Origin of the sequence: Salinispora oceanensis (assembly GCF_000383575.1) — a bacterium.
Classification (GTDB): Bacteria; Actinomycetota; Actinomycetes; order Mycobacteriales; family Micromonosporaceae; genus Micromonospora; species Micromonospora oceanensis.
This window is the reverse complement of record NZ_KB911579.1, coordinates 3948536-3961539: the sequence shown is the minus strand read 5'-3', so window position 1 is coordinate 3961539 and position 13004 is coordinate 3948536. Positions and strand designations below refer to the sequence as shown.

Here is a 13004-nt window from a genome sequence, read left to right as displayed (position 1 = left end):
TCGGCGGTCAGGGGTGTGGTGGTGAGGGTGGTGGTGTTGGTGCGGAAGGTGATGGTTCCGGTGGGGGTGTCGACGTTGCAGGTGACGGTGGCGGTGAGGGTGATGTCCTGATCCGCCGCCGGGTTGGCTGGGGTGACCTGCAGGGTGGTGGTGGATGTCGGTGGTGCGGTCAGCGCCAGGCTGTGGGCATCGCCGGTGGCGACAGCGGTGATGATGGTTCCCGGCGGCAGGTTGACGTTGACGGGTGTGCTGCGGTTGGTGGTGGTTCCGTCGCCCAACTGGCCGGCCACGTTTTCGCCCCAGGCCAGGGTGGTGCCGGTGGAGGCGATCGCCAGACTGTGATTGTTGCCGCCGGTGATGGCCGTGATGGTGACGCCTACGGGCAGGCTGACCTCAACCGGCGTGGTGCGGTCGGTCATGGTCCCGTCGCCCAACTCACCCTGGTCGTTCTGGCCCCAGGCGAAGACAGCACCGGTGGACGTCAACGCCAAACTGTGATCGCCGCCGCCGGCGATGGCAGTGACCTCGGCGCCCACCGGCAGGCTGACCTCAACCGGCGTGGTGCGGTTGGTGGTGGTCCCGTCGCCCAGCTGACCACCCGAATTGTCGCCCCAAGCAAGGACGGTGCCGGTGGACGTCAACGCCAAACTGTGGTCGCCATGGGCGGCGATGGCCGTGATGGTGACGCCTACGGGCAGGTTGACGTCGACGGGTGTGCTGCGGTCGATGATGGTCCCGTCGCCGAGCTGGCCCCCGAAATTAGAGCCCCACGCGAGGATGGTGCCGGTGGACGTCAACGCCAGACTGTGGTTGTTGCCGCCGGCGATGGCAGTGACCTCGGCACCCACCGGTAGGCCGACCTCAACCGGTGTGCTGCGGTCGGTCATGGTCCCGTCGCCCAACTCACCCTGGTCGTTCTGGCCCCAGGCAAGGACAGCGCCGGTGGACGTCAACGCCAAACTGTGATCGTCGCCGGCGACGGCGGCAGCGACCTCGGCGCCCACCGGCAGGCTGACCTCAACCGGCGTGGCGCGGTCGGTGGTGGTCCCGTCGCCCAGCTGACCACTCGAATTGTCGCCCCACGCAAGAACGCCGCCGGTGGACGTCAACGCCAGACTAAAGTCACCGACGGCGGAGATGGCCGTGATGGTGGTTCCCGCAGGCAGGTTGACGGCCACCGGCGTGGTGCGGTCGGTGGTGGTCCCGTCGCCCAACTCACCCTGGTTGTTTTGGCCCCAGGCAAGGACGGTGCCCGACGCGACGGATGGTGATGGCGTGTCCTGCGCGGCCGCGGGCCACACTGCGACCGCCTGGGTGACCATCACCGCCAACACCGGAAGAAGCCAGCCGGTGATGGCCCGGCCCGCGCCACCGCCTGCCCATCGACACGGTCTCCCCATTGTTCCTACCTCCACGCCGGCAAATGCCGCTAATAGAACAGAGCAAATTTTCTACTAACTATCACTGAGATATGCGGAGAAACGCCCTCAAGGGGACATCCAACTCCGCCGTCGGTCGCTCCCCGAGCACGGCCCCAACCTCAGACTCTTGGTAGAAAACTCACTCTGCGTAGCCGCTTTGCGATAGTGCTAGCATCCGGCGGCGCTGGTGGCCACCGTCTGGTCAGTGCCTTTTGGTGGTAGCACTGGCCTAGTTAGACAGACACAGTTGTAACGAGCACACTGAAGCCGCCGAGATCGTCGAGCTGTCCACTCCTCGGAAGGGAATCCGCATGCCCAGGTACGACGCGATTGTCATCGGAGCCCGCTGCGCGGGCGCGTCCACCGGCATGCTTCTGGCCCGACAGGGGCACCGGGTGCTGGTATTAGACCGATCGAGCTTTCCCAGCGACGTCATCTCGACCCACTTTCTCTGGCCGCACGGGACCTCCTACCTGAACCGGTGGGGCCTGCTGGACCAGGTACTGGCGGTCACCCCGTCGCACACCGAGGTCACATTCGTCAACGACGGCATTCCGCTCACCGGCTCGGTGCCGGACGAGCTTCTGCGCGCGTACTTCCGCGACTGGCATGGCGACGACTCGGGCGTGGTGCGCACGTACGCCTCGGTGCGCCGCCACGTGCTCGACCAGATGTTGGTCGAGGCGGCGAGTAAGGCCGGCGCCGAGGTGCGGACGAACTTCACGGTGCGGGAGCTCATCACCGAGGGCGACCAGGTCGTCGGGGTACGGGGACGCGACTCCGACGGGCAGTTGGTCGAGGAGCGCGCCCGGATCGTGATCGGTGCCGACGGGCGCAACTCGTTCGTCGCCCGCACCCTCGGCCTGCCGAAGTTCGACGAGCGGCCCCGGTGCACCTTCGCCTACTGGAGCTACTACTCCGGCTTCGACCTGGGTCCGGCGCAGCTGCACCGACGTGGTCGGCTGGCCTGCGCCGTGGCACCCACCAACCACGACCAGAACATGGTGCTGGTCTGGGGACCGAGCGAGTGGTCCCGCGAGTTCCGTCGCGACGTGTCCGGCAACTTCCAGCGGGCGCTGGATTTCGTCAGCCCGGAGCTGGGCGAGGTGGTCCGGACGCAGGGCGTGCGGGCGGAGCGCGTCTACGGGACGTTGGATCAGTCCGCGTTCCTCCGGCCCCTGGCCGGACCGGGTTGGGTGCTGGTCGGGGATGCCGAGTCGGCCAAGGACCAGTGCACCGCGATCGGGATGACCCACGCGTTCCGGGGCGCGGAGCTGGTCGCCGATGCGCTGGGCCGGTGGTTCTCCGGGGACGTGTCGCTGGAGGCGGCGATGGCCAGCTATGAGGGCCGCCGCCGCAGCCAGAACGCCGCCGCCTACTACGACTACGTCTGCACCCTCGCGGAGATGCGCCCGTACCGCCACGACGAACTGCAGTTGTTCGTGGCGTTGCGGGGAAACCAGCAGGAGATCGACCGGTTCGTCGCCACCCACGCCGACGTCGCGCCGGTCTCGGAGTTCTTCCAGGCGTCGAACCTCCTCCTGCTCAACGACGCCGCGAAGGAGACCTCGGCCGGGTACCCGGTGTTCGAGGACTACCCCGGGACCGCTCGGATGTACCAGCAGAACCTGTTCGCCTGACCCGCACCCCGCCCGGAGATCGACTATGTCCCTGCCTGAGCTTGACCAACGCGACGACGACGAACTGATCGGGACCATCCTTGCGGCCGCCGGCCGGCAGGATCTGGAGGCGATGGCGGCAGCCGCGGCCGAGGTCTCCGAGATGACCCGCAACTGGGCCACCCACATCCCGTGGGACGAGTTCGACTCGTTGGACGAGACCGCCCTCAATGAGGTGGTCGCCGACCTGACCCAGATGTGGGAACCCGTCGACCTGCAGGTTGACGCCGACGAGGAGTACGCGCTCGACAAGAACGCCTATGACTTCTACCGGCCGGCCGGCCGTAACCTGATGACCCGTACCGAGGAATTCCACGGGTGGGTCGAGGCGCGGCGGCGGACCGAGACGTGGCAGTACTCCAGGACGCTGGAAGCCGCACCGAACAGCATCGCCCAGATCACCAACGACATCGGCCGGCGTACCCGCGGGATCAACTTCAACTCGCAGGACTATCTGTCGTTCAACACGCACCCGGCGATCCGGGAGGCGGCGACCAGGGCGATGCGGGACTACGGTCCGCACAGCGCCGGGTCACCGATGGTGCTGGGGAACACTCGCATCTCCGACGAACTGGAGGCGTCGCTCGGCGAGTTGGTCCGGGCCGAGCAGGTGACGCTCTTCCCGACCGGGTGGGCCGCCGGCTTCGGGGCGATGGCGGGCCTGGTCCGCCAGGAGGACCACGTTCTGATCGACCGGCTGGCGCACTCCTGCCTCCAGCAGGGGGCCCGGGCGACCACCCGCAACGTGGTGCGCTACGAACACCTCAACGTGGAGGCGGTCCGTCGCCACCTGGTCGACATCCGTCGGCGCGACAGCCGCAACGGCATCCTCGTCGTCACGGACGGCCTCTTCTCGGTGGACGCTGACTGGCCGGACCTGGTGACCCTGCAGCGGGTGTGCCGGGAGCACGACGCGACGCTGCTCGTCGACGTGGCACACGACCTGGGTTCGATGGGCCCGGGTGGCACCGGTGTCCTCGGGTTGCAGGAGGTGCTCGGCGACATCGACATCGTGATGGGGGCCTTCTCCAAGACGTTCTGCTCCAACGGCGGCTTCGTCGCCTCGGCCTCCCCGGCGCTCAAGCAGTACCTCAAAATGTTCGGTGGGTCGCACTTCTTCTCCAACGCGCTGTCGCCCGTGCAGACCGCCGTGGTCCTGGAAGCATCGAAGATCATCCGCTCCGCGGAGGGCGACCTCCTCCGTTCCCGGCTGCACAGCGCCGTCACCGCGCTTCGCGATGAGCTGACCGGGCACGGGCTGACCTGTATGGGTGAGCCGTCGCCGATCGTGCCGCTCCTGATCGGAAACGAGAAGCTGGCGCGGATCGCGAACCGCCTGCTCTTCGACCGTGGGGTGCTCGCGTTCATGGTGGAGTTCCCGGTGACTCCCACCGGCTCGTCGCGGTTCCGGCTTCAGGTGCAGGCAAACCATGAGCCGGAGGAGGCACGCGCCGCAGCGAGGATCATCGCGGACGCGATCACGGACGCCCGCACCTACCTGTCCAGCGCCTTCGGGAGTACGGAGCGGTAGCCATCGCCACGCCTCATCGGGCGATCCCGGCTGGCCGGGTCGTCCCGTCGGACGGCGCTGCGGGAGGAGTCAGATCACGGCCAGGGCCTTGGTGATGTTCCGCTCGGCCAGAGCCAGCATCCACCGGCGGTCTGGGAAGTCGGTGTCGGCGATCCGAAGGGGGCCCTCGATCAGGGACAGGACCTGGGCGAATCGGTAGAACTCCAGCCGGTTGGGGTCGAGTTCGACGGACTGGAGCGCGGGGTACGCGTCACCGAAGCGCAACTGCAGCCAGGCGTGCTCCCACTCCACGTCGAAGAACGCCAGCCCCTCGATGTCGACCATGGCGGGTGCACCGGAAGGCGGGACGAGCACGTGGTCCGGTCCGAGTTCGCCGTGTATCAGCCGGTAGTCGTGGCGAACGGTGACCGCGCCGCGCAGGCGCCGGAGATGGTCGGTGATTCGGTCGTGGGCATCGGCGAGCCGGGCGTCGCGGGCGGCTGCCGCGTCGAGGTGACCACGCGCCCGGTCCTGAATGATGTCCTCGGTGCTGCGGGTCTGTAGGGCCTCTCCGCGGGCGATGGCGGCAAGCTTGCCGTAGTGGGTGCCGCGGGTGGTGTGCATGCGGCACAGGGCATCACCAAGTGTGGACAGCGGGGTCACGGCTGCGGCCGGGTCATGTTCCATGAGCGCCTCGAGCGTCACCGCACCGACATCCTCGACCAGCGCAAGGTCGGCCGGATGGTAGCGGCCGGCGCAGTCGAGCATCAACAGCCGTGGCGTCCGCACGTCCACGGCGCTGAGGGCGGCGTAGTTGGTGGCGAACAACTCGACGCCCGACGCGTCGGTGAAGGGATCGTCGGGGACGGCTGGTGCCGGCGGCCAGTAGTTCTCGCCTGCTGCCCAGACATAGAGGATCGCTGTCGACTGGTCGTCCAACCTCAGCCGGTAGACGCCCTTCTTGCTGCCACCGGTCAGCCGGTCCAGGGCGGCAGGTCTACGATCTGCGCCGAACTGGTCCACCACCAGGTCGTGCAGGTCGGCAGATTGTAGGACTGCCCGTGTCACAGGTCGCCTTTCTCCTGTTGCTCGGCGGTGGTTCGCGATGGGCACAACGGTCTACCAAGAGTCCGGAGTTAGCGTGTTGCGGCGTCGGTGAGGATCGCTTCGAGTCGTGTCCGGCACTCGCTCGCGAAGGCCGGCCAGGTATTCCGGTAGTAGGAGATTCCGGCGATGCCCACGGCGATGGCCCATGCCCGAGCCTTCGCCCAGCTCACGTCGTCAAGGTTCATGGCGTTCCAGTAGGCCTGTCGCGCTGGAGCCGGCAGGTCCCAGACCGGGGCGTGCTCGGCGGCAGGAAAGCCGATCGACAGTCCCCCGAAGTCGATGACGGCGTGCAGTCGGCCCCTCGCTGCCAGAAGGTTGGCGGGGCGAAGGTCACCGTGGAGCCACACGTGTGGGCTGAAGGGCTCGGGCAGCCGGATGGCGGCGCGCCAAAGTCCTGCCAGGGTGGCGACATCGAGGTCGTCATCCATCGTGGTCAAACAGTCCGCGAAACAGGTACTGATGGCCTCTGCGCAGTCCTTCAGGCTGCCTCCGCGGTACCAGCTCAGTTCACCGGCGCGAGAGGCACCCATGAGATCGATGCCGTGCAGCTCATGAACGAATGTTGCCAGCTCTGTTCCGAAGGCGGCCCAGTCCCCGACGGTATTCGCGTCGACCTCGGCTCCGTCGATCCAGCGGTAGATCGACCAAGGCAGCGGGAACTCGGGGGTTGGCGTGCCGGCGTAGACCGGTTCCGGCGTCCGGTAGCTCAGGAGCGGTCCCAGCCGGGGGAGCCACGTCCGCTCCTTGTTCAGCGACAGCGCCTTGTCGGCTGTTCGCGGCAGCCGGACCAGGAGGTCCTCTCCGAGCCGGTACATGACGTTGTCAGTGCCGGCGCCTGCTGGTGACAAGGGCAGCGATGCCCAGTCCGGGCGTTGCATCCGCAGAAGTGATGTGACGACTGCCTCGTCCACCGAGATCTCGTCCTTGTGCAGCATGGCGGAGATGCTGCCGTAGCGGGAAGATCCAGACCAGCCAATTCTCGGCGGCAGCGGTGACCATGACCTCTCCCAGACCAGTTAGGTGTGGCGCGAGGCGGGCCCGGCAGGCCCGACAAGGGGACGACCACGCGTACGCCAGTTTGCCCTGTGGTCGCTGCCTGCGTAAGTCGATGCCTCCCGGCCGGGCCGTTCGCGCACGGAGAACTACACGGCCAACGCCGCCAAATACGGCGAGCCCAGGAAGCTTGAAGGAGTACCGCCCGAGCCGCATGGCCAGCCTTGTCGTTGGTTCCGGGTTGAAAGCTCCAACCGCCCCGTATTCGATCTGATGCGAATAGAAGACAGTCTGCGTGCGACCTGGGGCCGAGGTTGGCGCTGCTGGTCGCGCGAGTAGCGGTTTCGACGACTGTAGACCTCCTGACAGGTTGACTCGCTGCCGCGAGGGATGCGATCCCACCATCCTGACCCTGCATGTTTGACAAGCGGGTCGGGAGGTCACCTTCGGTGGACATGGAACGCGCCACGCCGGGCTCGGCGGACCTGCAACTGGCTGACGGTGTCCGGCTTTTGCGGCCGGACGAACAGGTGTTCACCGCGATGCTCGACGGTTGGCGTAACCGGCAACTCGCGCGGAATTCCTCCTTCGGCACTGTGGAGAGCCGGCAGCGATCGGTGCGAGCGTTCGCTGAGCACGCGCAGGTGCTGCCCTGGCGGTGGACTCCGCAACTGGTTGACGAGTGGTGCACCGATCTGCGGGCCGTGCGCCGGGTGCGCCGCTCGACGTTGCGCGGCTACCAGGAGGCGGTGCGGCTGTTCTGCGCGTACCTGACCGACCCGGCCTACGGCTGGGTGGGCGAGTGCGAGAAGCGCTTTGGTCCTACGGGGCGTAGATTCCGCCCGGCGGCCGCTGCGACGTCAAGACCCTGGCCACCGAGGCCGGCGTCGACCGCACCGCGTTCTACGGCGATCGACCCTATGCCCATCTGCGTGAAGAGTTCGAAGCCCGACTCCACACCCTCCAGCAGGAAGGAACCGTTCCTGACCCGCGCCTGGCACAGATCACCCGGCTGAAAGCCGAGAACACCGCCCTGCGCCAACGGCTGACCGAACGCGATGAAACGATCGCCGAACTCGCCGCGTTCAGGACCGAGGCGCTGTCCCGGCTCGCCGCCCAACACGACGAGATCACCCGCCTCCGAACTGCCAGCCCGGCAGCCAACGTGAGGCGCCTACCGACGCGCAGCACCCAGATCGGCCCGTGCTGAGCGCGCACCGAGACTATCGTGCTGACGGCAACGCATCGAAAGGATCGACCGCGAATGAGCCCAGACCGAACGGTCATGCCAGGGCAGGTCTGGGGCCTCGCAACCCATGACTCGACTGGCCCGATCTTCGTGACCAGCTACGCCGGACGCAACCTCGACGCCACGGTGCTCACCGCACTCGACCCCGCAGGCGGGATCATCTGGCAACGGACTTTCAAAGGGCATCCCCGCCCGCCGCGGGTCACCCCAGCCGGCACGGTCTGGCTGTCGCACCGTGGCCCCGCCGGTCACACCTTCACCGAAGTTGGCCCCGACGGCCAGGCCCTCCGCTCGGTCGTCCCGGAACATCAAGCCCACGAACACCTCGGCGCGTTCGTCTTGCTCCCCGACGGCTTCTGCGTGATCTGGCTGCCAGCCAGCCCTCGAGGCCAAGCGCCACCCGGTCAGGCTCCCCGCGTCGCCCGGCACACCCAGACCGGCGCCGTCACCTGGTCCACACCGCTGCCGCCCGCTGAACTGTCCTTCCCCGGCGTTGTTGAAGCGGGCGTGGACACCGGCTGGGAACTGCGTCCGAAGAAGCCGTGGCGACCACGAACGATCTCGGTCGGCTACCGGGAGCCGCTGCTGGTCTCCGCCAACCGAGTACTGGCCGACATCACCGATATCAGCAGCGGCATCGGCGTCTGCACCATCCTCGACGCCACCACCGGTGCGATCGTCACCACCACCCCGCCCGGCCCTTACATGCACAAGGCCATCACCGGACCCGGGTCCTTCCTCATCGGGCAGCAAGGCTACGGCGCGTTCACGACAACGCATTACAACTCCGAAGGGCACACGCAACAGACCTGGCCTAGCCACGGCATGATGCTCGTCAACCACCACGGCGCCATCAGCGGCGCCGAATCGGAGAACGTCACCCCGTCGCGGTCCCGGTTCCGTGTCCTCAACCCAGACGGCTCCCTGACCGACGGCCCGCCGCTGAGCGGCTACTACACCACCTATCCAGCGTTGGACGCCGATGGCACGGCCGTGCTCTGGCGCGACAGCAAGCTCCTGGCCGTCAACCCCGATCTCCAAACCCGGACCCTGTTCACCCAAAACGACGACCGAGCCGTGATGAGCAGAATCCTGCTACTCGAACGCGGCCGCGTCGTCTTCAGCCTGCACGACGAACTGCTCCTCTTCCGCAGCACCGGCCTAACGCAACTCGACAACAGCCCCTGGCCCTGCGGTGACGGCAACCTCCACGGCAACCCCGTCCGCGCATGAATCAGGCCGTGACCTCGATCACCGCTGCGGCCCCGAATCGCGACACGAGCGGCCATCTGAATGCCGTTCTGACCGTCCGGAGTCACCGCAGTCGAATCACCACACGATGGCGTTCGCACACGGTCAGTGCGGACACAAGCCGCTCGTATGTCACCCACCTGATCGAGGCCGGTTGGGATCCGCTGTTCGTGCAGCAGCAGGTCGGCCACGAGCACGCTTCCACCACGGCGATCTACACCTGCGTGTCGTCGTCCTTTCGCACCCGCACGCTGCGGCAGGCTCTCGACGCGACCATGGACGCGGCACTACGACCGGCACGGAGGGCCCGATGAGCATGAAACGGCAGGTCAGTTACCGGTGGCGGCTGCGGGAGATGATGGCCGCCCGCGGCGTGTTCACCGCCACCGAACTGGTCCCTCGCTGACAGCCTCAAGGTTCACGGCTCTTCCGTAGTAGTCCTCGGCGAAACGCTGGTACGCCACCGGAGTGCCGTCAACGAGCACGCGGAACAGCTTGTCAGCACCATCCGGATCATCACCGCCAGGAAGATCGAGTTCTCCGGCGTGCCACCGGTCGTCGCCGTGCTGACGCCACAGGCACACCGTTGCTTCCAACGTGCCTTCGTAACTGAACGCCGGCTCGTCGAGATAGCTTGAGAAGATCCGCGCCACGGTATCAACCAGTCCGGGCCACAGCTCCTCATCGTTGTTGGCCGGGCTCATCGGCGACTCGTGGTCGAAACCCCGGACGAACGCACCAGCCGACGCGAAGACGATCGACCACTCGTCGCCGGATCCGTTCCTCATGGAGGCCATCTGCTCATCCGGCGCCCAGCGCGTATTGAACGAGTAGTACCGCGACTCCCACTCAGGGCTCATGATCGGGTTCAGCTTCGCGAGCGCTCGACACCGCTCGCGAAGCGTCAGGATGTCCGGCAGGGCACGCGCCACGTCATGAACCGTCACCGGCACATCTAACCTCGACGAGCTCCCCGGCTCCTCGCCACCCGCCGCCCAGCACGAAGAGTCACCAAGCCTTGGCTCGTTGATCGGAATACCAGACGGTTGGATTACACGACTCGGCCAGTCGACTAGGCCACTAGCGGTTATGCCGCGCTGATCGTTATATTGAGTAGAATCGCCGCTCGGTATACAAAGCGGCGAATAGTCGAGGACGATATCCTCGGCTGCCGGTTCTTCGAGGCGCACGGTGGAGGAAGACCGCGATGTCGAAGGAAACTCTGTGCGCGTTCGGCGTGGATGTGGACGCGGTTGCAGGCTGGTTGGGGTCGTACGGTGGCGGGAACTCGCCCGGCGACATTTCCCGAGGCATGTTTGCCGGTGAGGTCGGCGTGCCGCGTCTGCTCAAACTGTTCCGGAGGTATGACCTTCCGAGCACCTGGTTCATACCTGGACACTCCATCGAGACGTTCCCCGACCAGGTTCAGCAGATCGTGGACGCCGGCCATGAGGTGGCTCTCCACGGCTACAGCCACGAGAACCCGCTCGCCATGAGTCCGACCCAGGAGGCCGCGGTCCTGGACCGGTGTATCGAGTTGATCGAGGCGGCAGCCAGGCGACGCCCCACCGGGTACGCCGCTCCTTGGTGGGAGTTCTCGCCCGTCACGCACAAGCTGCTGCTCGAGCGGGGGATCCGGTACGACCACTCGTTGATGCACGACGACTTCACCGTCTACCGGGTTCGGGCGGGGGACACCTGGACCAAGGTCGACTACGCCGGGAGCGCGCGCGACTGGATGAAGCCGTTGGTCCGCGGCGAGGAGACCGATCTGATCGAGATTCCGGCGAACTGGTACCTCGATGACCTGCCACCGATGATGTTCATCAAGGCCAGCCCCAACAGTCATGGCTGGGTCAACCCACGACACCTGGAGGAGTTGTGGCGTGACCAGTTCGACTGGGTCCACCGGGAGCTGGACCACGGCGTCGTCACCTTCACCATCCACCCCGACGTGTCGGGGCGTCCGCAGGTACTGCTGATGCTCGAGCGGCTGATCGAACACATCAACCAGCATGAGGGTGCGCGGTGGGCCACCTTCGACGAGATCGCCACCGAATACGCGGCCCGTAACCCACGCCCCGGTGATCAGAACTGAGCGCGACGGCCCGCGCCCTGGAACCCTCCTTCCTCGCGGCGCACACCCCCGAGCCCGTTACCGCAGGGCAACGGGTGTCGCTTGTGCCGCTGCTTGACCAGCGTTGCCGTTGGTTCCGGGCTGGAAGACCCCCTGCCGCGAGGGATGCAAAGCCACCATCCTGACCTGCATGTCGGACAAGCGGGTCGCATCAGATGTGATGATCTCGCATCTCGCATCTCGCATCTGATGCGATATGCGGGAGGTCACCGGGCCCACCGCACCCGTCCTGAGCTGCAAGATCAGCTTGGAAGAGGCTCAGTAGCTCCTACTGCGGGAACGGGTACGCAGCCTGGAGACACGCATGGCAGGCAAACCTGATGGCGCGTGACCGCATGAATCTGGCACCCTGCGGGCATGCCCGAGACCGCCTCCCCGCCGCGGAGCCTGCCTGAGTTGCGGGCGCGCGCCGCTGCGGGCGGTCGGGTCAAGTACCTGTTGTTTTGGGGGAACCAGCCCCAATCGGACGGCAGCATCGGACCGGGGTGCCTGAGCCAGTGGTGGCTGGCTCCATTCGTCGTCGACGGGATTCGGTACGTCACGGCCGAGCACTACATGATGGTCGGCAAGGCCCGCCTGTTCAGCGACGAAGCGATTGCCGCGCGGATACTCACGACGCCGCACCCGGGGGCGGTCAAGGCTCTGGGCCGGCAGGTCCGCGGCTTCGACCAGGCCACCTGGGATGCGCACTGCTTCGACCTGGTCGTCGCCGGCAATGTGGCCAAGTTCAGCCAGCACCCTGACCTCGGGCGGTACTTGTCTCGCACGGGCAACCGGGTACTGGTGGAAGCCAGCCCGGTGGATCGTGTCTGGGGCATCGGCCTGTCCGCCACGGACCCCCGCGCACACGATCCTGCCCGATGGCGCGGGCGCAACCTTCTCGGGTTCGCGCTGATGCACGCACGCATGCAGCTCGCCACCGGATGAATCTCAAGGTCCGGGTACATCAGGGACGTCTCGGCACCGAACAGTACCGCGTCGCCCGCCCAGCCAACCCGGTGACCGCCGCGGTGCTGGGCTACAACCCATGGTTCGTCCTGGGAACTCAACGCCGACACCGCGTTAACGTCCTGTTCGCCATGCTCCGCGACAAGGTCCCCTACCAGCACAGACCCGTAACCGCCCCAACATCGCCAGCGTGATGGAACTGGACCTTGACGACTTCGCCGCCACCGTGGAGGCCCGCGCCCCGCAACTGCACAACATTGGCTCCAATGGCAGCTACACCGAGGCTCCACCTACAACAAGTCCGCAGCCTGGATCGACTGCACCAACGGCGATCTCGTCGGCTGGTTGATCGTCTGGACCAGCGGTGAGGCCGAACTCGAAACAGCCGACCTGACCACAGGGTCAGTCGACAGCACCCACTACGAATTCTCCGCGCTCAACGACCTCACCACCTGCCTCGACGACCTGATCCGCCGGCTAACTCCACGCGGCCCCGCCTACCTGCGGCAGGCACGGCTGCTGGCACTGACCGGGAAACCGCCCTCGACGCCGTACGCCGCGCCTGGCCCGCCGACGCGTGACACGAATCAGGCCCCGCCGCACTGGAACAACTCGCGTCATCAGACGATGATCGTGGATGCAGATCTCGCTGCCAGCACCATGCTCGGCGTGACTCACCGTGATTGCTGGACGAGCCAAGAACACGAAT

Annotated in this window: 12 protein-coding genes and 1 pseudogene; 9 read left to right on the top strand and 4 right to left on the bottom strand. The window is 66.6% G+C overall.

Features of this window, described 5'->3' with window-relative positions; genetic code table 11:
• On the bottom strand, positions 1 to 1400 hold a 1400-nt coding region (locus tag SALPAC4_RS25465; protein ID WP_188116854.1), incomplete at its 3' end, for an RCC1 domain-containing protein.
• A 332-nt stretch (positions 1401 to 1732) separates the two neighbouring features.
• Here SALPAC4_RS25465 and SALPAC4_RS0118325 point away from each other — a divergent pair.
• Both SALPAC4_RS0118325 and SALPAC4_RS0118320 read left to right on the top strand, forming a co-directional pair.
• Positions 1733 to 3061, top strand: a complete 1329-nt coding sequence (locus SALPAC4_RS0118325; protein ID WP_019871562.1) for an NAD(P)/FAD-dependent oxidoreductase — start codon at positions 1733 to 1735, stop codon at positions 3059 to 3061.
• Between the two features lie 25 nt (positions 3062 to 3086).
• Positions 3087 to 4631: an aminotransferase class I/II-fold pyridoxal phosphate-dependent enzyme gene (locus SALPAC4_RS0118320; RefSeq protein ID WP_019871561.1), complete on the top strand. Its 1545-nt coding sequence runs from the start codon at positions 3087 to 3089 to the stop codon at positions 4629 to 4631.
• A gap of 69 nt (positions 4632 to 4700) precedes the next feature.
• On the opposite strand, the gene SALPAC4_RS0118315 is transcribed toward SALPAC4_RS0118320, so the two are convergent.
• Positions 4701 to 5678, bottom strand: coding sequence for a phosphotransferase (locus SALPAC4_RS0118315; protein WP_027644282.1), 978 nt, complete (start codon positions 5676 to 5678; stop codon positions 4701 to 4703).
• 68 nt (positions 5679 to 5746) lie between these two features.
• A complete protein-coding gene (locus SALPAC4_RS0118310; RefSeq protein ID WP_019871559.1) occupies positions 5747 to 6652 on the bottom strand; it encodes an aminoglycoside phosphotransferase family protein in 906 nt (301 codons plus the stop codon).
• Between the two features lie 474 nt (positions 6653 to 7126).
• On the opposite strand from SALPAC4_RS0118310, the gene SALPAC4_RS28625 reads away from it, so the two are divergent.
• The 3 genes from SALPAC4_RS28625 to SALPAC4_RS28620 all read left to right on the top strand — a co-directional run bounded on the left by SALPAC4_RS28625 (position 7127) and on the right by SALPAC4_RS28620 (position 9524).
• Positions 7127 to 7726 carry a hypothetical protein gene (locus SALPAC4_RS28625; RefSeq protein ID WP_223874788.1) on the top strand — a complete coding sequence of 200 codons (600 nt, stop codon included), beginning with the start codon at positions 7127 to 7129 and terminating at the stop codon, positions 7724 to 7726.
• A gap of 248 nt (positions 7727 to 7974) precedes the next feature.
• Complete coding sequence (locus tag SALPAC4_RS0118300) at positions 7975 to 9192, top strand: hypothetical protein (protein ID WP_223874787.1); 1218 nt, start codon at positions 7975 to 7977, stop codon at positions 9190 to 9192.
• A complete protein-coding gene (locus SALPAC4_RS28620) occupies positions 9189 to 9524 on the top strand; it encodes a tyrosine-type recombinase/integrase (RefSeq protein ID WP_027644280.1) in 336 nt (111 codons plus the stop codon). The genes SALPAC4_RS0118300 and SALPAC4_RS28620 overlap by 4 nt, the downstream gene beginning before the upstream one ends.
• A 63-nt stretch (positions 9525 to 9587) precedes the next feature.
• Here the strand turns inward: SALPAC4_RS28620 and SALPAC4_RS0118285 are convergent, their stop codons facing one another.
• Positions 9588 to 10163: a hypothetical protein gene (locus tag SALPAC4_RS0118285; protein WP_019871556.1), complete on the bottom strand. Its 576-nt coding sequence runs from the start codon at positions 10161 to 10163 to the stop codon at positions 9588 to 9590.
• Between the two features lie 254 nt (positions 10164 to 10417).
• Here SALPAC4_RS0118285 and SALPAC4_RS0118280 point away from each other — a divergent pair, with 254 nt between their 5' ends.
• The 4 genes and pseudogenes from SALPAC4_RS0118280 to SALPAC4_RS29000 form a co-directional block, all read left to right on the top strand.
• Positions 10418 to 11308, top strand: coding sequence for a polysaccharide deacetylase family protein (locus SALPAC4_RS0118280; RefSeq protein ID WP_018739685.1), 891 nt, complete (start codon positions 10418 to 10420; stop codon positions 11306 to 11308).
• Positions 11309 to 11704: 396 nt separating this feature from the next.
• Positions 11705 to 12274: an NADAR family protein gene (locus tag SALPAC4_RS0118275; protein ID WP_019871554.1), complete on the top strand. Its 570-nt coding sequence runs from the start codon at positions 11705 to 11707 to the stop codon at positions 12272 to 12274.
• Positions 12271 to 12489: a hypothetical protein gene (locus SALPAC4_RS0118270; protein WP_019871553.1), complete on the top strand. Its 219-nt coding sequence runs from the start codon at positions 12271 to 12273 to the stop codon at positions 12487 to 12489. Before SALPAC4_RS0118275 ends, SALPAC4_RS0118270 begins: the two co-directional genes overlap by 4 nt.
• Positions 12489 to 12787: pseudogene (locus SALPAC4_RS29000) on the top strand (hypothetical protein); the annotation flags it as partial. The gene SALPAC4_RS0118270 and the pseudogene SALPAC4_RS29000, both read left to right, overlap by 1 nt.
• Positions 12788 to 13004 lie beyond the last annotated feature (217 nt).